The following is a 23521-nucleotide window of genomic DNA, read 5'->3' as shown; positions in this document are numbered from 1 at the left end:
TTTTTCTAATGACCTACTCTTCCGGGTCATCCATGCGGGTGTTGACCACTTCTTCGATCATATCCCACTCATCATCAGTTTCAACCGGCAGGAATTTTCCGCCTTCGCCATCTTCATCGGCAACATTTATCATCGGGATGAGTTCAATCTCTTCATCATCATTCGAGAAATTGCCCTCTTCGGCAAGAATTACATAGTCTTTACCGAATTCAGGATGATGGAATTCAAGCATTTTCCGGTACAGTACTTCATTGCCTTCTTCGTCATATAACGTAAGAAGTTCTTCTTCCTGGTTAAAATCCATTTCTTCCTGACTCATTGGTTATTCTCCTTTTGCTGGATTATCGAGGAAGCCCTGCAATATGAATACAGCAGCCATCTTATCGATTACAGCTTTCCGTTTTTTGCGGGAGACGTCCGCTTCCAACAGCGTTCTCTCGGCACCTGCAGTGCTGAGACGCTCATCCCATAATAGTATTTTAACATCTGGCATGCTCTTTTCAAGCAATTTACTATAATGGATGGATCGTTCTCCGCTTTCGCCTATCGAGTTGTTCATGTGTTTTGGAAGTCCGACTACGATGGTGGATACGTCATTTTCCTGTACAATCTTCTCCACTTCATCAATGCCGAAAACACCATTTTCAGAATCAATTTTCAGAGTCGTCAAACCTTGGGCAGTCCACCCCAGTGCATCACTGAGGGCAACCCCGACCGTTTTAGTGCCAACATCAAGACCGAGCGTTCTATTCATTTATCTCCCGCTCGATATACGTTCTTACGAGAACTTCCATGATCTCATCGCGGTCCACATGACGTATGTGGTTCCGGGCTTCATTATGACGTGGGATATAAGCGGGATCACCGCTTTGAAGATAGCCGACAATCTGGTTGATAGGATTGTAGCCGCGTTCCTCCAGGGTGTTGTAAACATTTGTGAGTATTTCTTTGACATTGTGTGCCTGTGTATCTTCAACATTGAACTTCATCGTTTCGTCAAATTGATTCAAAATCAGCACTCCCATCCTACTAACATTTATGTTCCATTATAGCATGCATATACCTCTATAATGAACTTTTAACGTGGTTTTTAACGAATTGTAATGCAATTGTTATATTCGCCGGGTTGGTTCCGCCGCCCTGGGCCATATCCGGACGTCCCCCGCCTTTTCCGTCAACCGCTTCAGCCATGCCTTTCATGATTTCGCCTGCCTTGATCCTGTCTGTGAGCGTTTTTGGCACAGTGACGACAAGTGATACTTTATCATCATTCACGGATGCGAGTGCAATGATGGCATCCTGGGCTTTGGATTTGATGTTATCCATCGTTTCCCTCAGTTCTTTCGCATTGCCGGCCGGCACTTCCGCAGAAATTACCCGCACGCCTTCAATCGTTTCCGCCAGTGCGTCGATATTGCTGAGCTTCTCATCCTGTCTGGATGCTTTGAGGGATTTGTTTTCCTCTTTCAAGGCCTTGGATTCCTCAAGCACAGCATCCAGTTTTTTAGTGACCTGATTTTCCTTCACCTTGAGCACAGACGCGATTTTCTGCAACTGGTCTTCTTTCGCTTTATACGTGGCTGCAGCATATTTGCTGGTCACAGCCTCGATTCTGCGCACACCGGCACCGATGCCTGACTCGGAAACGATTTTAAACAGACCGATTTCCGCCGTGTTTCTGACGTGAATGCCGCCGCACAGCTCAACTGAATACTCATCGATATCCACCACACGGACAACGCTGCCGTATTTTTCGCCGAATAAAGCCATTGCGCCTTTCGCTTTCGCCTCTTCAATCGGCATTTCAGAAATCCTGACATCCATATTTTCATATATCTTTTCGTTTACAATCTCCTCGATTGTCTTTATTTCTGCTTCAGACAGCCCTTCCAGATGGGAGAAGTCGAAACGCAGACGTTCTTTTTCAACAAGTGAACCTGCCTGATTCACATGATCGCCGAGTGTATCTTTAAGTGCCTGGTGCAGCAGATGGGTTGCAGTATGGTTCTTAATAATGAAGTTGCGGTCATTACGGCTGACTGTAAGAGAATACACTGCGCCCGTATTGATTGTACCGCTGAGCAGATTTGCAACATGCACATTCTGTCCGTTCGGCGCTTTGTAGACAGAGGTCACTTCGAGTTTTGCCTCTCTATTTTCGATGATTCCCCTGTCCGCAATCTGTCCGCCGCTTACGGCATAAAACGGCGTCTTGTCAAACAGCAGTTCAACACTGCCTGTTTCTGAAAGAGATTCGAGTGCAGTGTCTGCTTTGATGATATGCGTGAGCACCGCCTCTTCTTTCCTGGAATCGTATCCCGTGAACACGCTCGGTGCAGTGATGTTAGCAAGCGTTTCTGATTGGACCTGCATGGATTCGCCGGCCTTTCTTGCATTTCTTGCACGCTCACGCTGCTGTTTCATCTCTTCTATGAATCCTTCTTCATCGACTTTGAGACCGTCGTTTTCAGCATATTCCTTAGTCAGTTCATACGGGAATCCGTATGTGTCATACAGACGGAATGCCGCCTCCCCGCTGATTACGGAATCATTTTTCTTCGCTTCATCCCTGAGACCTTCATATATGCGGATTCCTTCATCAAGTGTTACAAGGAAACGTTCCTCTTCCTTCTTGATCACTTCTTTGATAAAGTCCTTTCTTTCCCGGACATTGCTGTAGAACCCGCCCATGACTTCGGCAACGGTATCGACAAGCTCATACATGAATGCACGTCTGATATTCAGATCCTTGCTGAAACGCACTGCGCGTCTGATGAGGCGGCGCAGTACATATCCGCGGCCTTCATTCGAAGGCAGCGCACCGTCAGCCACTGCAAAACTGACCGTCCTGATATGGTCGCTGATCACTTTGAATGCAGTGTCTATCTGATCATCCTGTCCGTAGCTGCTGCCGCTGATTTTTTCAAGGGCGCCGAGAATCGGGGTGAAGAGATCGGTGTCGAAGTTCGTCGGTGCGTCCTGAATGATACTCGCCAGCCGCTCAAGGCCCATGCCGGTATCAATATTCTTCTTCGGCAACGGTGTGTATGAACCGTCTTTATTATGATTGAACTCACTGAATACCAGATTCCAAATCTCGAGATATCTCTCATTCTCGCCGCCGGGATATAATTCTTCAGCAGGCGAATCCAGTTCATAGGATGTCCCGCGGTCATAGAATATTTCACTGTTTGGTCCGCACGGACCTTCACCAATGTCCCAGAAGTTGCCTTCAATGCGGATGATCCGCTCAGGAGAAAGGCCGATGGTCTCATTCCAAATCCTGTAGGCATCTTCATCTTCCGGATGGATCGTCACATAGAGCAGGTCAGGATCGAAGCCGATATAGTCTTTATTTGTCAGGAAGTCCCATGCATATTCAATCGCTTCCTTTTTGAAATAGTCCCCGATTGAGAAGTTTCCGAGCATTTCAAAGAATGTATGGTGGCGTGCTGTAAAGCCGACGTTCTCGATATCATTCGTACGGATCGCTTTTTGTGCATTGACGATTTTCGGATTTTCAGGGATGACACGTCCGTCGAAATATTTTTTCAGCGTTGCTACACCTGAGTTGATCCAAAGCAGTGAATCATCATCAATCGGCACAAGCGGTGCACTCGGTTCCACCATGTGATCCATATTGCTGAAATATTCAAGAAAAAGATCTCTTAATTCATTACCTGTTCTTTTTTTCATATCCATCACTCCGTATTAAGATTTTTGAAATAAAAAAAGACCCTCCCAAAATATGGGACGATCTAAACCGCGGTACCACCCAAGTTACGGCCTGAGCCGTCACTCCTGTATTATCACGTTGTACCGGAAGACAGCACGGTGACGGGCGCATCATTGTTTTCACCACCCACAATGTCTCTGACAGTGCGCTCCGTCAACTTAATCTTACGGTCATTACTTGATTTTGATTATAAGTATTTAAACCCTGTGTGTCAATTGAAATCATAGGGTGACACTTCATCCATGTTGATCATTGCAGGAATTTTCATCATGTTTTCCTCACTCAGAATCTTTTCCCCGTCAGGCAGGTCCTGCACTTCTTCTTTTTTCTCAGTAATGCCGAACAGTGCATGGATCATTTCTTCCAATGACGTATTACGTTCTATGCCTTCACGCTCAAGCGCGTCGTAAAAAGCCTCTGAATCTCCACAGATGATCAGTGATTCCTTTGCTCTTGTAATGCCTGTGTACACGATGTTCTTCATCAGCATATGGCGGTAGCTTTTTACAACCGGCATGATGACGATCGGATATTCACTGCCCTGCGCCTTATGGATACTGGTGCAGTACGCATGGGATAATTCAGTCAGCTCTTTGCGCTCATACGCAATGTGGATGCCGTCAAAATCCACCATTATGGTGTCTTTCTCCGCTTCATCCTGATCTTTGAACAGTATGGACTCAATGATACCGGAGTCACCGTTGAAGACGTTATCTTCGCCCCGGTTGACGAGCTGGATGACTTTATCGCCCTCACGGAAAATGACGTCACCGAATTCGGTTTCGTTTTTTTCCTCCGCTTCAGGATTCAGTATCGTCTGCAGGATCTGGTTGAGTTTCGAAATGCCGGCATTCCCCCTGTAAATGGGGGCGAGGACCTGGATATCCCGCATATCATAGCCTTTGCCGACCGCTTTGTCCACGACCTTCTCTATGAGCTCCGGTATCTGGTTGACGCGGGCCGGGATGAAGAGCCGGTCACTGAATTTTTCAGTGATGTTCATCCGTTCACGGGTCTTGATCTGGTGGGCGAGCCGGATGATTGAGGATCCTTCCCCCTGCCGGTAGATGGTATCTAGTTCTGTGACGGGCACGACATCGGAAGATATGAGATCTTTGAATACCGTTCCCGGCCCTACTGAAGGCAGCTGATCGCGGTCCCCCACGAACACCAGGATCGTATAGGGTTTGACATTTCGCATGAACTGATAGAAAAGCCATGTATCCACCATCGACATTTCGTCGATGATGATCAGTTCCGCGTCAATTTCCGCATCGATGATCTCATCCTTGCCGGTATCCAAGCCCCAGCCGATGAGCCGGTGGATGGTGGATGCAGCGATGCCTGCAGTTTCACTCAGCCTTTTCGACGCCCGGCCGGTCGGTGCAATCAGACGTATCGGGTACTCATCGGCTTCATATTCATCATAATCCTTGAGTTTATGAAGCCGGTGATAGGCATTGATGATCCCTTTGACGATCGTCGTCTTGCCTGTCCCGGGTCCGCCGGTGATAATCGATATCTTCTTGGTCAAAGCGGAAATGATCGCTTCCTTCTGCCGGATATTATAACCGATGCCAAAATGTTCACCGACTTCTGTGACCATGTCGCCCGCCTTTTCCTCACTGATTGAAATATCAGTTCTGTCATTCATCAGGCGGTAGATCTGTTCTGACGATTTATATTCCGAATAAAATAATGAAGGGATGTAGATCCGGCCGGAATATCTGATCAGCTGGTCATTGTCTGCGAGTGTTTCGACGGCTTCTGTAATTTCATCGTCATTGAAATGCCGGACGCCGTTTTTGGAAAGCAGGCCGTCAGTCAGCTCGATCAGCTGCCCCATCTCTATATAGGTATGGCCGTCCCCCATGACTTCCGCCTCCATCACATACATGATGCCGGCTTTCAGACGTCCTGTGTCATTCAGCGCAATTCCGGAAGAGAGGGCAATCTTATCGGCTGTCGCAAATCCGACGCCTTCTACATCCATCACCAGCCTGTAGGGCTCTTTTTCAATGATGTGCATCGTCTCATCCTGATAGGTCTTCAGGATCTTCGCACTCATCCTCGGGCCGAAGCCGAGTTCCGTCAGCTTGATCACCGACTGCTCGGTCTGACGGTTTTCCAGGATCGTCCTGTGGATCATCTCTATTTTACTTTTTGACAATCCGCCGACATCCTTCAGCACAGAGGCATCATCAGAAATTTTCTCCAGGGCATTCACGCCAAGGGATTCCACAATCTTTTTGGCCGTCTTCTCCCCTATTCCCGGGAAAGTGTCACCGGATAGATACTGGATGACCCCCCTCACTGTATTCGGCAGTTCCTTCTTGAACGAATCTGCACTGAACTGCTCCCCGTACCTTGCATGGTTTGTTATTTTCCCGGAGAACCGGTATGAATCCCCCTCAGCCACCGCATGGAAATAACCCGTCACAATGGCTTCGTCATTGAAATGGGTATTCGTCTCGCTTATATTCACTTTCAGGACAGCAAAACGCGTCTGTTCACTCATGAATATGACACGCTCCACTTCCCCGGTAATGTATACATCATCATAGATTGTCGACTGTTCCATGCAGGATCACTTTCCTTAAAAGGCGCTTTTACTTCATTTCTTTTAATTTTTTAATTGCATTGTGTGCTAGATGATGGTCTTTCTGAATCTCCGCCGCATTTTCAAAATGCCCTATGGCAGTTTTCCTGTCATCATATTTCATGAGTTTCAGCAGTCCCATATTATATTCGGCATCCGCATGCTTTTCCGCTGCGGTCACTTTACCCAGCAGTTTTTCCGCAGGTTCATACAGTCCAAGCTGGCAGCAGAGCAGACCATACTGGAAACTGATGCCCGTATCATCCGGTTTTGCCTCATGCGCCGCTTCAAAAAACTGTATCGCTTTTTCCGGCTGTTCGAGATGCATATGTGACATCGCCAGCATGAAGTTCAGATCCGCGTCTTCCTCATTTCTTGAATAGGCAAGCAGATAGAGGCGGATGGCCTCTTCAAACCGTCCGTGGTCGAAGTAAAGGTTTGCGAGGGAATAAAAGGCGCTTGTGCTGCCTGAGTTCAGCGAAATCGCTTTTTGGAAAAAGCGTTCCGCCTCCTCGTCTTTTCCCGCTTTATGCAGCATGTTGCCGGCGTTTATATAGTGAGCTTCCTCTTTTGGTTCCGCATCAATCGCTTTGAAAATCGCTTCTATCGCTTCTTCAGTCCTGCCGTCTCTTATCAGCGTCTCATAATCAAGCGCCATTATCCGAGGTACTCCAATACTTTGGAATCCTTGAAGACACGGTCGATCGTTGCACCGCCGAGACATACATCTCCGTCATAAAGTACAACGGCCTGTCCCGGCGTGACTGAGCGGGCAGGTTCATGGAAATCCACTTTGATTTCATCGTCGCCCATGCGCGTTACAGTAACCGGCACGTCTTCCTGACGGTATCTGAATTTTGCGGTGCAGTCGAATGTTTCAGGCATATCGTTGATCAGGTTCAGTTCGGAAGCTTCCAGGCTGGATGAGCTGAGCGCCGGATTATCATATCCTGAAACGACATATAATTCATTCGTCTCAAGATTTTTGCCTGCTACAAAGTAAGGTCCGCCGTCCCCGCCGATACCAAGTCCCTGACGCTGGCCGATCGTATAGTACATCAGACCGTCATGCCGCCCTTTGTCTTCCCCCGTATCCATTTCAATCATGCGCCCCGGGTTGGCAGGCAGATAGCCGCTCAGGAACTCTTTGAAGTCCCTTTCTCCGATAAAGCAGATGCCGGTGGAATCTTTTTTGTCTTTAGTCGCGAGATCATATTTTTGTGCGAGCTCCCTGACTTCCGGTTTGTTCAGATGGCCGAGCGGGAACATCACTTTTGACAGTTGTTCCGTTGACAGCTGATTGAGGAAATAAGTCTGATCCTTATTATTATCCACACCTCGGAGCATAGTTACACCGTCTTCGCCATGGATTACCTGCGCATAATGGCCTGTTGCCACGTAATCCGCACCGAGCTTCATCGCGTGGTCCAAAAACGCATTGAATTTGATTTCCTTGTTGCACATTACATCAGGGTTCGGCGTCCTTCCTTTTTTGTACTCTTCGAGGAAGTATTTAAACACTCTGTCATAATACTCTCTTTCAAAATTCACTGAGTAATAAGGGATGCCGATCTGTTCTGCAACAAGCCTTACATCTTCATAGTCCGTCGTTGCTGTGCATACGCCGAACTCGTCCGTATCATCCCAGTTCTTCATGAATATCCCAATTGTGTTATATCCTTGTTCCTTCAGCAGTTTTGCGGTGACGGAGCTGTCCACCCCGCCGCTCATGCCGACAACTACGGTAATTTTTGAATTATCCAAATCCAACATTCCTTTCAAATCTAACTTTCTATGAATAATCTCTCATATATCTCTTTTAGTGCGCGTGCTATCGTATCTATCTCCGCTTCCTCCATCAGATGGGAGAAACTGAAACGCACGGATTTTTTAACGCGTTCGTCATTACCGTACATCGATTCGAGCACATGGGAGGGTTCCACGGTACCTGCACTGCAGGCTGAACCGCCGGATACATATATACCGGCCATATCGAGGGCAGTCAGCAGGAACTCCGCTTCCGTCCACGGGAAATAGATACTGATGATATGGCTTGCCGCCTGGTTGACATCCCCGTTCACTTCAAACGGTATTTCCGCATGGGTCATTGCATTCAGGAATTTCTCTTTGAGCTGCATCTCTTTTACAGTGCGCATCGTTCTTTCTGCGTCGGCCTTCTTCATTGCTTCCGCCATCGCGTATATGAACATGCTGTTTTCCGTCCCGCCGCGGCGGTCCCTCTCCTGGGATCCTCCGGTAATCATCGGGCTCAAAACAACATCATTCTTTCTGTACAGCACACCGATGCCCTTCGGTCCATATATCTTATGGCCGCTCAGAGTGAGCAGATCCACACCGAGATCCTTCACGTCGACACCCATATGGCCGAATGCCTGGACGGCGTCCACATGGAGTTTTGCGCCGTGTTCTGCGAGCATTTCGCCGATTTCATATAGTGGCTGCATCACGCCGGTCTCGTTGTTTACAAGCATGATGGAGACGAGTACCGTGTCTTCCCGGAGCGCGTCCCTGAACGCTTCCATATCGATGGCGCCTTTCTTTGTGGCAGGGATATATGTTACTTCAGCCACATCTTCCAGGGACTTGTAAGTGTTCAGTACGGAAGCATGTTCTATTTCCGTCGTGATGATATGTGGATGTTCATATTTTGAAACGATGCCCCTGATCGCGAGGTTGTTCGCTTCGGTGGCACCGCTGGTGAATGTGATTTCAGCAGGATTTGCATTCAGCAGAGCGGCTGTTTCCCTGCGGGATTGCTCGAGCCTCGCTTTTGCACGCTTGCCTATCTTATGAATACTTGATGGATTTCCGAATTCATCTGCATTCGCAAACACCTTTTCCATGACTTCTTTATCCATCGGTGTCGTTGCTGCAAAGTCTGCATATACTTCCACTTTCATTCACCCTCCACTTTTCAAATAGAATTAATTATACACTAAATGATTTTAACATGGAATAGTTATTTTTAATACTTTCCAAACCGTTTATTAGACAAAATAAATCCTTTGGCTGATAATTATATTTTAAAAGGAGGAATAGCACTTATGCCAAAGAAATTATCCGCATCACTGCTCAATCTTGTACCCGTGCGCGAAGGACATGATGCGAGCGATGCCATCAATGATATGATCGGGCTTGCAAAACATGTAGATGGCTCTGATTATAAAAGATACTGGGTGGCTGAACACCATAATACGACATCCATCGCTTCATCAGCTACACGCCAGCTGATTCATCATATACTCCACCACACGGATAAAATCCGTGTAGGAAGCGGCGGCGTCATGCTGCCCAACCATTCACCGCTCATTGTCGCGGAAGAATTCGGGACAATGAAGGCGATATTCGGAGACCGGCTCGATATCGGTCTGGGCCGGGCGCCCGGTACGGATATGAGGACTGCTGCAGCCATCAGGAGGAATAACCATGACGGCGTCTATACATTTGGATCCGAAGTGGAAGAAATACGTAAATATCTTTCAGATGAGGAGACCCAGGTTGTGGCTTTTCCCGGCCACGGCTCGAATATCCCGATGTATATTCTTGGGTCATCCACAGATTCCGCGCATATCGCGGCACGCCTCGGTCTCCCGTATGCATTTGCGGCCCACTTTGCCCCCGGGCAGATGGAAGATGCATTCAAAATATACGAAGCGGAATTCGAACCTTCCGGACAGCTGGATGCGCCTTATAAAATCGCCTGTCTGAATGTCATCTGTGCAGATACTGATGAGGCGGCAAAATACTTGAGCACAACGATGTCCCAATTCGTACTCAATGTCATACGCGGCGGACGCAAAAAGCTCCAGCCGCCTGTCGATGATATGGACACGCTCTGGTCACCGTATGAAAAACAGGCTGTTGAAAGCAGATTCCCTGTGGCGATGCTCGGCGCGCCGGACACGGTGCTCGAAAAGCTGAGATTATTCCAGAGCCAGTTCAATGTCGATGAAATCATGGCAGTAAGCTATATTTATGACAGGGATGCCCAAAAACGTTCCTATGATATATTCGAAGAAGTCGTCAGGAAATATAACGGGTAGGAATAATACGTATTTCATACAGAAATCCCGCAGGTCACTTGACCTGCGGGATTCTTCTATCTCTGCCTGTACAGTTTGATGCGTTCATGTATACAACCCGGCACTGCCTGGAGCGCACCGAGGATTCCCTCTGCGTCCCGGGCGTCACATACCGTCAGCAATGAAGGTCCTGCTCCACTGATCACCGTGGCATATGCACCGCCATCGAGCGCTATCTCCCTGATCCGGTCATATTCCCCGATCAGCTGCCTGCGATAGGGTTCGTGGAGCCGGTCTTTCATCATGAGTCTTCCCATCGATTTGAAGTCTTTGGCCATCATTGCCATGAGCAGTGCATTATTGATTGCATTCTGATCGACGGCATCCTGCTTGGGATATGTCTCGGGCAGCACACCTCTTGCCTCTTTCGTATCGATTTCGTATTCCGGCACACTCATGATGACTTCGAGGCCCTCGAGGTCAAGCGTGTTGTAGAACAGCTCATCATCTTTGTAGTATCCGACAAACAGGCCGCCTGTAACGGAAGGCCCCACATTGTCCGGATGCTCTTCTATTTCACTGCCTCGGAAGACCTTTTCAAAGTCGCTCAGATTGAGATCACAGAAACGGTCTGCAAGCTCGATGCCGGCAACGATTGCCGAAGCGGAGCTGCCCATGCCGTGGGTCAGCGGGATTTCACTGCCCATATATATCTTCAAAGCCGGCATCTCCCTGCCGTATTTCCGGGCTGTGGCGATTGCGGTCTGGACTACCAGATTCGTAGCATCATCCGGCAGTACTTCCAAAAACGCATCCTTGAATTCTACTTGCCACGCATCACTCTCGCGGGCCTCGATATAGAGGAATTTCTCAAGGGCGATACCAATCGAATCAAATCCCGGGCCAAGGTTCGCACTGGAGGCGGGCACTTTAAACTGGTGTGTTTCCATCTTCGGTGATGCTTTCTATATAGTCTATGATCTGATTCTCATCATTCGGCAGCACTTTCGGCTTTTGCGTAATCTGATCGATGGCAGTCTGAGGGTCCTTCAGACCATTGCCCGTCAATACCGTGACAACCGTCGATCCCTTCTCTATCTTCCCATTTTCGAGCGAACGGAGCATGCCTGCAACACTTGCATTCGAACCGGGTTCAGCAAATACGCCTTCTGTCGCTGCAAGGTATTCATAGGCATCAAGGATTTCATCATCTGTGACGGATTCAATCATTCCGCCGGATTCATCCCGTGCCTCCACTGCAAGATGCCAGCTAGCCGGGTTTCCGATACGGATGGCTGTAGCCACCGTCTCAGGCTCTTCAACGATCTTATCATTCACAATCGCAGCTGCACCTTCCGCTTCAAAGCCGTAGATCTTAGGCAGCTCAGAACCTTTCTTCTCATTGTACTCCTTGAATCCCTTCCAATAGGCTGAAATATTGCCTGCATTGCCGACAGGAATCGTCAGATAGTCGGGAGCTTTGCCGAGTGCGTCCACGATTTCGAATGCTGCGGATTTCTGCCCTTCCAGTCTGTATGGATTGACTGAGTTCACCAGAGCAATCTCTTTCTTCTCTTCGGCAATTTTGCGGACGATCTTGAGCGCTTCGTCGAAGTTGCCTTCAATCGAAACGATTTTCGCACCGTACATCATCGCCTGCGCGAGTTTGCCGAGTGCAATTTTCCCTTCCGGGATGACAACAATCGTATTCAGACCCGCTCTTGATGCATAGGCTGCTGCAGAAGCGGAAGTATTCCCTGTGGAGGCACAGATCACCGTATGTGCGCCCTCTTCCTTCGCCTTGGCCACAGCCATCACCATTCCGCGGTCCTTGAATGATCCTGTGGGATTCGCACCTTCATATTTCGCATAAATCTCTGAACCGTACTTTTCACTCAGGCTGTCCAGCCGGATAAGAGGTGTATCCCCCTCATGCAGAGTGAGCCGGGGCGTCTTGTCCCCCACCGGAAGATATTCTGTATATTCATTTATGAGTCCCTGCCAGTTCACCATTCTATTCAACTCCATCTATTTGATATACCGCTTCAACTCTCACCGCATCATTCTGCTTAAGTTCCTCAATCTTCCTGCTGCTGAGGACCTGCGTCCGGATCACAAAATCTCCGTCCGCTTCTATGCGCCGGAAGCCGATTGAGAGCGCATCTAATTCGGATTCGAGCTTTTCATCGCCACCGTCGCTTTTCAGCCTGACATAATATTCGCCTGTATCTCCGCCCGTCTTGATTTCCGCCGGCTCGTCAGGCGCAAAATTCTTGTGGTTCGAATCTTTGGAGCGGATCACATTGATCAAGTCCGAGACGACAGCGGATGCCGTTTCCAGACTCCCTGCACCGGGACCATAGAACATCGCTTCCCCAACAGCATTGCCGTTTACAAAAACGGCGTTCTTTTCATAGTTCACACCTGCGAGCTGGTGATCCGACGGCAGCAGTATAGGTTCCACACTGATTGCGAGGGTGCCGTCCCTGAATTCACTTTTACCGAGCAGTTTCAATGTCAGATTTTCGCGGGCGGCGTTTTTAATATCGGTAATGTCCACCCCGCTGATGCCTGTGACCGGCACTTCTTCCATATTCACTGTCCTGTCGTACGCAAGCCTCGACAGAAGCACAATTTTACGTTTTGCATCGATTCCTTCGACATCGTTTGTCGGATCGGCTTCGGCATACCCTTTCGCTTTCGCATCATCGAGTGCCTGATCATAACTCCAGCCGTCGATTGTCATCTTGGACAGTATATAGTTCGTCGTCCCGTTCAGAATACCCAGAACCTTGGTGATTTCGTTGCTGTTCAGGCTGTGTTCTATGCCGCGGATGACCGGAATGCCGCCGGCCACGCTCGCCTCATAAAGCAGCTGCGCATTGTTTTTATTCGCAGTTCCAACCAATTCATCTATATGTTCCGCAAGCATATCCTTGTTTGCACTTACAACATGGATGCCTTTTTCAAGGAAAGCATTTAAAATATCTTTCGTATTTTCAATACCGCCCATTACTTCAATGACAATATCTATAGTGTCATCTTCAATGATTTTATCAATATCATCTGTAATAACCGCCCCGCCCAGTTCCACTTCTCTCTCTTTATCAATATTGTTGACGAGAACATGGCTGATGGTGAGTGTCTCACCTGTGAGTCCGGCAATTTTCTCTTTGTTGTTTTCGAGTACATTGACGACACCAGTTCCGACTGTACCCAAACCAAGTAACGCTATTTTCATATTGTCATTAGACCTCCTGTTTCTGGATTACCATATAAGATAACATATTAGAGCGAAAAGTTGAAAAATTCAAGAAGTTTTTTAATTAATGTCTACACAATTCATAATTTTTGATGTATTATTAGTTTTAAAATTCCTATGCGGGGTGTAAAGATCATGAAAGTAGTTAAATTTGGGGGAAGTTCCCTCTCTGATGCAAAACAGTTGGAAAAAGTGGCAAATATTATAAAAAAAGATCCGGCAAGACGTATTGTCGTCGTATCCGCCCCGGGTAGAAGATTCGAAGACGATATCAAGGTGACGGATCTTCTGATTGCGCTTCACGGAAACAAGGTGACCGGCCTGAGTACGGATGATGCAATGGAGCAGATCCTGGAAAGATATGAGCTGATCATCAACGACCTCGATATCTCCTCCGATCTGCTGAAAGATTTCAAAAGTATTTTAAATCGGTACCTTGAAAACATAGAAAATAAAGACCGGCTGCTCGATGCACTGAAGTCGTGCGGAGAAGATTTCAATGCACAGCTCTTAAGCGAATATCTGAATAAAACCGGCGTGCCTGCGAAATACATGCCGCCGAAAGAAGCAGGGATCAGGGTGACGGATGAGCCATCAAATGCACAGCTGCTCCCCGAATCCTACGACGCCCTTGCAAAACTGGATTACACTGACCATGTTTTGGTGATTCCCGGATTTTTCGGTGTTTCCGAAACAGATCAGATTGTAACCTTCCCGCGCGGCGGTTCGGACATTACCGGCGCCATCGTGGCACGGGGCGTGGATGCCGAGCTTTATGAAAACTTCACTGATGTCAGCTTCATCTATTCGGCGCATCCGGGTCTTATCGAAAGCCCGCATGCAATCAAAGAAATCACATACCGTGAAATGCGGGAACTCTCCTACGCCGGATTCAGTGTGTTCCATGATGAGGCCATCGAGCCGCTCTACAAGAATAAAACGCCCATCATGATCCGCAATACGAATGATCCTGAAGTGGAAGGAACGAAAATTGTGGCGGACAGGGAATTTATTCCCGAAATGCCGGTCATCGGCATCAGCTGTGATGAGGGCTTCACATCAATCACCCTGAGGAAGTATCTGATGAACCGGCAGATCGGCTTTACAAGGCAGCTGCTGCAGATCCTTGAAGATCATGAGATCAATATTGAGCATATCCCGTCAGGCATAGACAACCTTTCCGTCATCATCAGATCCAACCAGTTCGAAGGCAATTCGAAGCTTGAGGACATACTGAAAGATATCGAAGAAAAGCTCGAACCTGAAGATATGTACGTCGAAGAAGATCTGGTACTCCTCGTCATCGTAGGCGAAGGTATGAAGGAGCATATCGGCATCGCTACCAAAACGACGAGCGCCCTGAGTGATAACAGCGTCAACATCAGCATGATCAACCAGGGGGCCTCAGAAATCAGCATGATGTTCGCAATCGGCATTGAAGATGAGGAAAAAGCACTCAAAGCAATCTACAATAACTATTTTCAGCACGTCAGTGTGTAAACCGGGGACTTCCTTTTGGAAGTCCTTTTTGCATTTCAATAGATGATTGCCCCCTCCAGCGGGTATACTGTAGTTAAAGGGAACAATGCACACTAGCTGAACCAGGAGGTCACTATGATTTTTGAGAAAAGAATCCAATATATAAGAAGGTACAGGGAAATTGCGATCGCATTTTCCAAATCCGGTTTCGGCTTCATCGTGGAGGAACTTGCACTGGATGAGATGATTTCGCTGCCGAAGAGAATTCTGCTCCGTCAGGGAAAGAGTGAGAATGAGGAAAAATCAAGGGGCGAACGCATCCGGTTATTCCTGGAAGAGATGGGACCCACATTCATCAAGCTCGGACAGATTGCGAGCACCCGTCCCGATCTGATTCCGGAAGACATCATAAAAGAATTGGAACAGCTGCAGAATAATGTGCCGCCTTTTCCGTATGAAGATGCCGTGGCGATCATTGAAACCTCTCTCGGGGCGACCAAGGACGAGATATTCGAATATATTGATAAGGATACCCTCGGCTCCGCCTCTATCGGCCAGGTGCATAAGGGGCGGCTTCTAAGCGGCGAAACCGTAGCCATAAAGGTCCAGCGTCCCGATATAGAGCAGACGGTCAGGAATGACCTGGAAATACTGCACCGGCTTGCCTCCCTTGCCGAATCCCGCATGAACTGGGCAAGGCAGTACCAGATCAAAGACATGATCGACGAATTTTCCCGCGCTATCCTGGAGGAACTGGACTATACTATAGAAGCCCGCAATACAGAAAGACTGGGCAAGCAGTTCAAGGAAGACGAAACAGTCTATATTCCCGAAGTCTACTGGGAGGCAACGACGAAAAATGTACTGACGATGGAATATGTCGAAGGGGTCAGGATCAATGATTTCGCAGCCATCGAAGCGCTCGGTTATTCCCGCACGAGACTTGCTGAGCGTGTAACGAATGCGGTATTCCATCAGATTCTGATAGAAGGCTTTTTCCACGGCGATCCGCATCCCGGCAATATCAATGTGCTGCCGGGTGAAACGATTGCATTCATGGACTTCGGCATGGTGGGCAAAATGACAAAAGAGATGAAGGCGAATTTCGGTGCACTTCTCATTTCCATGATGCGAAAAGATGCGGACGGTGTCGTCAGATCCATCGCGCGCATGGGCGTTGTGCCCGATGATGTTGATATGAAGCAGCTGACCAAGGATGCCGAGCTGCTGAGGGATAAATATTACGATATACCGCTCAGCCAGATGAATCTCGGCGAGGCGGTGCAGGATATATTCGGCATCGCCAACCAGCACCGCATCAAGTTGCCGGCCGACTTTACCATACTGGGCAAGACGATACTGACTCTGGAAAGTACCGTCAGCAAACTGGATCCGGAATTCAGCATCGTGGATGTCGCCGAACCATTCGGCAAACAGCTGCTCCAAGAAAGATCTAACCCCAAAAATGTTGCTGGGCGTGCCATGGATCAATGGAATGCTTTCAGTGATGATATTTCCAGTGCCTCAAGCAATCTCTATGAGTTCACAAAGGCGCTGAAGAAACGGCAGGTGCCTGTGGAGGTTGAATTAAAACGCAGTGAACAGTATATGAGAAGGCTGGATCAGATTGGCAACCGGCTCTCCTTCAGTATCGTCCTCCTGTCATTCAGTATCATCATGGTCGGACTGATCATCGGTTCTGCGATGAGTGGCGAGACCAACATATTCTGGAACATACCGGTTATAGAAATCGGCTTCTCTCTTGCGGTGCTCCTGTTCATGGGCATGCTGTATGCCATATTCAAATCCGGTCGGTTCTGACGTAAAAATGCACCTCGGGGAAGCCCGAAGGTGCATTTCTTAAATATAGAACATATAGTCGTCCACTTCGTCTTCCGAGTGATTCAGCAGGTCTTGCAGTGTCGTATGATCCAGAACATCGCGCAGCGCATCCCTGATTCTTCTCCAGAGATATCTCTCCGTCTCTGTATCCTTCTCATCGGTTTCAACCGCAACGATATTTTCTTCCAGCGTCCTGAATATCCTGCCTGCCATGATTTCATCCGGCGGCAAGTTCAATTCATACCCACCGTAAGCGCCTCGCGTACTTTTAATCAGATTTTCCTTTTTAAGGTTTGCAACAATCTGTTCAAGGTAAAGATCACTGATCCCCCGCTCTTCAGCAACAGATTTCACACTTCTTTTTTTCACTCCATAATCTTTGGCCAACGCGAGCATAAAATATAATCCATATCTTCCTCTTGTCGAGATTTTCATAAAGCACCCCATAATTTAAGTTCATGTTAATATATAGTGTAGTACTATTAATATAACATAATCAACAGAGCAGGTGAAAATATGTCAACACAGCCCCTCAGTTTCAGGATGCGCCCAAAATCCATAGATGAAGTGCTCGGCCAGAAACATCTTGTGGGTGACGGCGGCATCATCAGAAGGATGGTCCAGGCAAAACGCCTGTCCTCCATGATCCTTTACGGGCCACCCGGTATCGGCAAGACAAGTATCGCAAGTGCGATTGCAGGATCGACAAGCTATAAATTCAGAACATTGAACGCAGTGACCAATACAAAAAAAGATATGCAGATTGTTGCAGATGAAGGAAAGATGAGCGGTTCAGTCATTTTGCTGCTGGATGAGATCCACCGGCTGGATAAGGCAAAGCAGGACTTTTTGCTCCCTCATCTGGAAAGCGGAAATATCGTGCTGATCGGAGCCACGACATCCAACCCTTATCATGCAATAAATCCGGCCATCCGAAGCAGGTGCCAGATTTTCGAACTCAATTCACTTGAGGAAGAAGACATCCGCACTGCAGTCAGACGCGCAATCGAAGATGAAGAACGCGGACTCGGCGAGATGGATATTGAAATCGAAGATGATGCAATGGAACACTTCGTCCTCTCGAGTCATGGGGATGTCCGGACTGCCTTGAATGCACTGGAACTCGCTGCACTCAGCACCGGAAAGGATGAAAATGGAAGAGTGACTATCACTCTTGATGATGCAGAAGCCTGCATGCAGAAGTCAGCATTTTTACATGATAAGGACGGGGATCAGCATTATGATGTCATGAGCGCCTTCCAGAAATCCATCCGCGGCAGTGATGTCGATGCCGCCCTGCACTATCTCGGCAGGCTGATAGAAGCGGGAGACCTTGTGACCATAGCCAGAAGACTGCTCGTCATCAGTTATGAAGACATCGGACTCGCCAACCCGCAGCTTGCCAGCCGGACGCTGGACGCCATCCAATCGGCAGAACGCCTCGGATTTCCGGAAGCAAGGATTCCGTTATCACAGGCAGTCATAGAACTTGCATTGTCACCGAAATCAAACAGTGCCATCAAGAGTATAGATGCTGCCCTATCGGATATCCGGAAAGGGAAAATCGGGGCAGTGCCGAAACATCTGCGTGATGGCCACTATGCCAGTGCTGAAAAACTCGGCAATGCCATCGGCTATAAATACCCGCATAATTACCCGAACCACGTCGTCAAACAGCAGTACCTGCCAGATACGCTGACAAAAAGATCCTACTTCGAGCCATCGGATGTATCCAAGTATGAAAAGCAGCTGAATGATATCTATTCAAAACTTAAAAATTTGTAGAATGAACGGGAGCATCTTATACAGATGCTCCTTATTAAATTAGGACAAAAAAATAAGCACCGGATGAAAATCATCCGATACTTATTGGAATATCCAAGCATAAGCCGTGTGCTATTGTTGATTATTTTGGCCTGCTATTTGCAGGTGGGTGCCCTGTTTCCTGCTCCAAACGTCCTGTCTGGCAGGCATGTTTTTTGCAGGAAAACCAATTAGGCTCCCGTTTAAAAAGGTGTTAGGTCAAAATATAATTCAACACATCACGAACTTCTCAGGTATTCCTATTACAAGTATAATACCACATAAATATGAAAAAGGAAACTGATTTGAATACGTTCTCCAAAAATTAATGCACTTTGCATATATCCAACGCCATTTTCGCAGTTTCCCCAACCTTTCCATCATGATTTTTCTATAAAATTTAAATACTCATCTCCCCAATCGCAAATAGCATAAACAACTTTATCAAGAGTGCGGCCCACATCTGTCAATTTATATTCCACCTTCGGCGGAACTACATGATAGACTATTCTTTCTATAAGTCTGTCATTTTCCAATTCTCTTAACTGCCTTATTAACATCCGCTGATTTATATCGGGCAGTTTCTCTTCAAATTCATTCAATCTAAGGACGTCAGTCTGCAGCAGATGATATATTATTGCAATCTTCCATCTGCCCCCTACCACTGATAGTGCAAGATCTTTAGAAGTATGAAATTCTTTATTATTATACTCAATTAACATGACTTCCTCCTATATGACATATTTGTCAGTATTGTATCATTAAGTAGATAGTATCATAATGGTTATGTAAGAGATTTAGAGAAGGAGTTTTAATATATGAAATTGCAGTTGGCTATCGATCTTTTGAACAAAGAAGAAGCAGTGAAATTGGCCCAAGAGGTAGAAGATTTTGTGGATATCGTTGAAATCGGGACCCCGATTGTAATCAATGAAGGTTTACCCTCCGTTAAATTGATGAGGGAGTCTCTGAATAACGCGCAAGTTTTGGCAGACTTGAAAATTATGGATGCGGCGGGTTATGAAGTAAGCCAGGCAGTGGACTTTGGTGCAGACATCGTCACTATCCTGGGTGTTGCTGAAGATTCTTCCATCAAATCCGCTATAGAAGAAGCACATAAAAATGGAAAAGAATTGCTGGTCGATATGATTGCAGTTCAGAATCTGGAGAAACGTGCAATAGAATTAGATGAAATGGGGGCAGATTACATTGCAGTCCATACTGGATATGATTTACAGGCTGAAGGACAGTCCCCATTGGAAAGCCTGCGTACTGTTAAATCTGTAATCAAAAATTCAAAAGTTGCGGTTGCTGGCGGGATTAAACCTGAAACAATCAAATCGGTTGCGGATGAAAACCCTGATCTTATCATTGTTGGCGGAGGCATTGCCAATGCAGAAAATCCGCGTGAAGCAGCAAAATACTGCAGAGATGTCATCGACGGCAAGTAACGATGGATAATTACAAACTGATTATTAATGAGATAGAACAGACTTTAGGACAGGTGCCTGTTGAAAAAACTGAACGTCTCAAAGATATGTTATTAAATGATTCTGCGTTATTTATAGCTGCCAAGGGACGTTCCGGCCTTGTTGGCCAGGGTTTCGCCATGCGGTTGAATCAGCTGGGTCAAAAGGTCTATGTTGCAGGAGGCACGTTAACACCTTCAATACAGGAAAAAGATGTACTGCTGGTTATATCTGCCTCCGGTACTACAGAACATTTGCAATTACTGGCTAAAAAAGCAGACAGTGTTGGAGCAGAAATCGTTCTGATTACTACAACTGACGACGCTCCAATCAAGGATTTATCCAGCTTGAGCATTCAATTGCCAGCGGGAACGAAGTATGATGAAGCCGGCTCACAACAGCCTTTGGGCACTTTATTCGAACAAAGCTGCCAGATATTCTTAGACAGTATGGTTATGGATCTCAAGAAGAAACTAAATGTCACTGAAAAAACAATGCAGGACAATCATGCAAATCTAGAATAGTCTGCTTTCGTTTATAAGAACTCCGACCTTTTCCTCAAGGGTCGGAGTTCTTTCGTTTCACTTATATCTTAAAAATTAAAACGTTGCTCCCAATAGAGCAAATATCATACTTAAAAGATAGCAATTATGCCCGAATAATTTTAATTGTATCCGGTTTTCTATATACTTTAACTATAAGTAAACTGATAGGAGCGAGAAGATGATCCAGTTTAAAAATGTGACAAAAAAGTATGGAGACAAAATTGCAGTAGACGATTTGAGTTTCGATATTAAAGAAGGTGAAATCTTTGTTTTGATTGGGCCGTCCGGATGCGGCAAAACAACGACACTGAAGATGATCAACCGGCTGATTCCATTGACCAGTGGCTATATCTACTTCAAGGAGAGGCCGATCAGTGAATATCCGGTTTATGAAATGCGCTGGGACATCGGATATGTCCTTCAACAGATTGCACTTTTTCCGCATATGAGCATCAAGGAAAACATTGCCCAAGTGCCCCTGATGAAGAAATGGACCGACTCCGATATTGATGACCGGATTGATGAATTACTGACAATGGTCGGAATGGAACCGGAGCAGTTCAAAAACAGAAAACCGAAAGAACTTTCCGGCGGTCAGCAACAGCGTGTAGGTGTTGTACGGGCGCTTGCCGCAGACCCACCCGTCATCCTCATGGACGAACCATTCAGTGCGCTTGATCCGATCAGTCGCGAAAAACTGCAGGATGACCTCATAGAACTTCAAAAAACGATAAAGAAGACAATTGTTTTTGTAACCCATGATATCCAGGAAGCTTTGAAACTGGGAGACCGGATCTGCCTGCTTAAAGAAGGCCACGCCGAACAAATTGGCACACCGGAAGCGTTCCTTACAATGCCTGAAAATGATTTTGTAAAGGACTTTATCGGCGACCTGGATACACACAGAATGCAGCAGCTGACAATCGGCGACATCGCTGACAGCCATCCTGCCGGAAATAATACGGATTACCCTGATTATCCGATTGTACCGGATGATACCCAGATCCAGGTCGCCTTCCAGCACCTCTCTGAACATGACGGCATCATTGTCAACGGTGAGGATGATAATAAAAAGATACTGAAAAGCCAGGATGTCTTCAGATATCTTGCTGACAGACAGGGAGGCGCCGAACGATGAATCTATTTTTCGAGACGTTGAATGCAAGAAAAGGTGAACTCCTTACGACACTTATTGAACATATACAGCTTTCATTCATTGCATTGATCATTGCTGTACTTATCGGTGTACCGCTCGGTATACTGCTGACCAAGACGAGAAAGATATCTGAAATTGTCATCAACATAGCAGCTGTGATGCAGACGATTCCTTCCCTCGCACTGCTCGGCCTGATGATACCCCTTTTTGGTATCGGTAAAGTGCCGGCGGTCATTGCTCTGATCGTCTATGCTCTGTTGCCGATATTAAGGAACACCTACACCGGCATTGTCGAAGTCGACGGTTCACTTGTCGAAGCAGCCAGAGGCATCGGCATGAAGACCATTCGCCGTCTCATGAAAGTGGAACTTCCGATCGCAATGCCAGTCATCATGGCCGGTATACGCACAGCAATGGTGCTCATCATCGGTACGGCAACGCTCGCTGCGTTAATCGGTGCCGGCGGCCTGGGAGATCTTATACTGCTTGGTATAGACCGCAACAATACCTCCCTGATTATCATAGGGGCCATACCTGCAGCCCTCCTTGCAATCGTATTTGATATCATACTTAGAGTGATACAGAATCTTTCCTACAAAAAGATTGTCATCACACTGGGATCCATCCTTGTAGTGATGCTGCTGATTACAGTCGCTCCCCTGTTTTCTCAAAAAGAAGAGTCCATTACGATTGCAGGTAAGCTTGGAACCGAACCATCCATTATCACGAACATGTATAAAATATTGATTGAAGAGGAAACGGATTATACAGTACAAGTTGAAGACGGATTGGGAAAGACATCCTTCCTGTTCAACGCCTTACAATCAGATGACATCGACGGCTACCTGGAATTTACAGGAACAGTGCTCGGTGAACTGACAAAAGAGCCCCTCGAGTCGAAAGATGAAGCGGAAGTCTATGAACAGGCAAAATCCAGCCTGGAAGAACAATTCGACATGACGATGCTTGAGCCTATGGAATTTAACAACACCTATACCCTTGCTGTAAAACGGGAATTTGCCGAAGAACATGATTTAGAAACGATCAGTGACCTGAAGAAAATAGAAGGCCAGATCAATCCCGGCTTCACCCTTGAATTCAATGACCGTGAAGACGGATATCCAGCCATACAGGAAGCCTATAACCTGAACTTCGATAATGTGAGAACCATGGAACCGAAGCTGCGTTACCAGGCAATCAACAACGGAGATATAAACCTGATGGACGCATATTCCACAGACGCAGACTTAAGAAGATATGACATGGTCATACTGGAAGATGATCAGAATGTATTCCCACCATATCAGGGCGCACCATTGTTCAAACAGGAGTTTTTGGAAGAACATCCGGACATCATTGATCCTCTGAATAAACTCAGCGGACAGATCAGTGATACAGAGATGCAGGAGATGAATTATCAGGTTGCGGTGGAAAACAAAGATCCTTATACAGTTGCGCAGGATTATCTGGAAGAAGCGGGTCTTTTAGAATAAAGCCCTCAAAATAAAGACATGAGGTCTGCGAATGTGCAGACCTCATGTCTTTTGTATTTGATATACTTATTTAGAAGAAGATATTTAAGGAGTT

At 46.9% G+C, this 23521-nt stretch carries 21 protein-coding genes and 1 other RNA gene; 8 read left to right on the top strand and 14 right to left on the bottom strand.

From position 1 onward, the window contains the following. Positions 1-13: 13 nt before the first annotated feature. The 8 genes from BM271_RS02800 to BM271_RS02765 form a co-directional block, all read right to left on the bottom strand. Entirely contained in the window at positions 14-319 is a 306-nt protein-coding gene (locus tag BM271_RS02800; protein WP_046790120.1) for a DUF1292 domain-containing protein, read from the bottom strand. A 3-nt stretch (positions 320-322) separates the two neighbouring features. Further along, complete coding sequence (gene ruvX / locus BM271_RS02795; RefSeq protein WP_046790119.1) at positions 323-754, bottom strand: Holliday junction resolvase RuvX; 432 nt, start codon at positions 752-754, stop codon at positions 323-325. Continuing rightward, positions 747-1010, bottom strand: coding sequence for an IreB family regulatory phosphoprotein (locus BM271_RS02790; protein WP_046790118.1), 264 nt, complete (start codon positions 1008-1010; stop codon positions 747-749). Before BM271_RS02790 ends, ruvX begins: the two co-directional genes overlap by 8 nt. A gap of 55 nt (positions 1011-1065) precedes the next feature. Beyond that, entirely contained in the window at positions 1066-3696 is a 2631-nt protein-coding gene (gene alaS, locus BM271_RS02785; protein WP_046790117.1) for an alanine--tRNA ligase, read from the bottom strand. A 251-nt stretch (positions 3697-3947) separates the two neighbouring features. Next, positions 3948-6317 (bottom strand): SF1B family DNA helicase RecD2, encoded by a 2370-nt coding sequence (gene recD2, locus BM271_RS02780; RefSeq protein WP_046790116.1) that lies wholly within the window; start codon positions 6315-6317, stop codon positions 3948-3950. A gap of 28 nt (positions 6318-6345) precedes the next feature. After that, entirely contained in the window at positions 6346-6993 is a 648-nt protein-coding gene (locus BM271_RS02775) for a tetratricopeptide repeat protein (RefSeq protein WP_046790115.1), read from the bottom strand. Beyond that, positions 6993-8099 (bottom strand): tRNA 2-thiouridine(34) synthase MnmA, encoded by a 1107-nt coding sequence (mnmA, locus tag BM271_RS02770; RefSeq protein WP_082103661.1) that lies wholly within the window; start codon positions 8097-8099, stop codon positions 6993-6995. Before mnmA ends, BM271_RS02775 begins: the two co-directional genes overlap by 1 nt. A gap of 20 nt (positions 8100-8119) precedes the next feature. Beyond that, positions 8120-9256 (bottom strand): cysteine desulfurase family protein, encoded by a 1137-nt coding sequence (locus BM271_RS02765; protein WP_420806920.1) that lies wholly within the window; start codon positions 9254-9256, stop codon positions 8120-8122. A gap of 144 nt (positions 9257-9400) precedes the next feature. Between BM271_RS02765 and BM271_RS02760 the strand changes: the two genes are divergently transcribed. After that, complete coding sequence (locus BM271_RS02760) at positions 9401-10399, top strand: LLM class flavin-dependent oxidoreductase (protein WP_046790114.1); 999 nt, start codon at positions 9401-9403, stop codon at positions 10397-10399. A 56-nt stretch (positions 10400-10455) separates the two neighbouring features. On the opposite strand, the gene thrB is transcribed toward BM271_RS02760, so the two are convergent. Genes thrB through BM271_RS02745 form a run of 3 tightly spaced genes read right to left on the bottom strand, consistent with a single transcriptional unit; the run spans position 10456 to position 13619 of the window. Next, a complete protein-coding gene (gene thrB, locus BM271_RS02755) occupies positions 10456-11328 on the bottom strand; it encodes a homoserine kinase (RefSeq protein ID WP_046790113.1) in 873 nt (290 codons plus the stop codon). After that, complete coding sequence (gene thrC, locus BM271_RS02750; protein ID WP_200795315.1) at positions 11309-12391, bottom strand: threonine synthase; 1083 nt, start codon at positions 12389-12391, stop codon at positions 11309-11311. The genes thrB and thrC overlap by 20 nt, the downstream gene beginning before the upstream one ends. A gap of 1 nt (position 12392) precedes the next feature. Further along, positions 12393-13619, bottom strand: a complete 1227-nt coding sequence (locus tag BM271_RS02745) for a homoserine dehydrogenase (RefSeq protein WP_046790112.1) — start codon at positions 13617-13619, stop codon at positions 12393-12395. Positions 13620-13775: 156 nt separating this feature from the next. Here BM271_RS02745 and BM271_RS02740 point away from each other — a divergent pair, with 156 nt between their 5' ends. After that, complete coding sequence (locus tag BM271_RS02740) at positions 13776-15140, top strand: aspartate kinase (protein WP_046790111.1); 1365 nt, start codon at positions 13776-13778, stop codon at positions 15138-15140. Between the two features lie 114 nt (positions 15141-15254). After that, positions 15255-16940: an ABC1 kinase family protein gene (locus tag BM271_RS02735; protein WP_046790110.1), complete on the top strand. Its 1686-nt coding sequence runs from the start codon at positions 15255-15257 to the stop codon at positions 16938-16940. Positions 16941-16979: 39 nt separating this feature from the next. Here BM271_RS02735 and BM271_RS02730 read toward each other — a convergent pair whose 3' ends face one another. Next, positions 16980-17396, bottom strand: coding sequence for an RrF2 family transcriptional regulator (locus tag BM271_RS02730; protein WP_046790109.1), 417 nt, complete (start codon positions 17394-17396; stop codon positions 16980-16982). An 81-nt stretch (positions 17397-17477) separates the two neighbouring features. Between BM271_RS02730 and BM271_RS02725 the strand changes: the two genes are divergently transcribed. Continuing rightward, a complete protein-coding gene (locus tag BM271_RS02725) occupies positions 17478-18746 on the top strand; it encodes a replication-associated recombination protein A (protein WP_046790108.1) in 1269 nt (422 codons plus the stop codon). A gap of 86 nt (positions 18747-18832) precedes the next feature. Here BM271_RS02725 and ssrS read toward each other — a convergent pair. Both ssrS and BM271_RS02715 read right to left on the bottom strand, forming a co-directional pair. After that, positions 18833-19024, bottom strand: a non-coding RNA gene (gene ssrS, locus BM271_RS02720) — 6S RNA. 120 nt (positions 19025-19144) lie between these two features. Further along, the gene (locus BM271_RS02715) at positions 19145-19486 is read right to left on the bottom strand and encodes a winged helix-turn-helix transcriptional regulator (protein WP_046790107.1); all 342 of its coding nucleotides are present in this window, start codon (positions 19484-19486) and stop codon (positions 19145-19147) included. 96 nt (positions 19487-19582) lie between these two features. Here BM271_RS02715 and hxlA point away from each other — a divergent pair, with 96 nt between their 5' ends. The 4 genes from hxlA to BM271_RS02695 all read left to right on the top strand — a co-directional run bounded on the left by hxlA (position 19583) and on the right by BM271_RS02695 (position 23427). Further along, complete coding sequence (hxlA, locus tag BM271_RS02710; RefSeq protein WP_046790106.1) at positions 19583-20215, top strand: 3-hexulose-6-phosphate synthase; 633 nt, start codon at positions 19583-19585, stop codon at positions 20213-20215. 2 nt (positions 20216-20217) lie between these two features. Then, on the top strand, positions 20218-20757 hold the full coding sequence (gene hxlB, locus BM271_RS02705) for a 6-phospho-3-hexuloisomerase (RefSeq protein ID WP_046790105.1): 540 nt from the start codon (positions 20218-20220) through the stop codon (positions 20755-20757). Positions 20758-20956: 199 nt separating this feature from the next. After that, positions 20957-21916, top strand: coding sequence for an ABC transporter ATP-binding protein (locus BM271_RS02700; protein ID WP_046790104.1), 960 nt, complete (start codon positions 20957-20959; stop codon positions 21914-21916). Then, a complete protein-coding gene (locus BM271_RS02695) occupies positions 21913-23427 on the top strand; it encodes an ABC transporter permease/substrate-binding protein (RefSeq protein ID WP_046790103.1) in 1515 nt (504 codons plus the stop codon). Before BM271_RS02700 ends, BM271_RS02695 begins: the two co-directional genes overlap by 4 nt. The last annotated feature ends 94 nt before the right edge of the window (positions 23428-23521 follow it).

Source organism: Salinicoccus halodurans, from assembly GCF_900114445.1.
Lineage (GTDB): Bacteria > Bacillota > Bacilli > Staphylococcales > Salinicoccaceae > Salinicoccus > Salinicoccus halodurans.
Note: the sequence above shows the minus strand (reverse complement) of the source record. Positions and strands in the feature narration are given on the sequence as shown.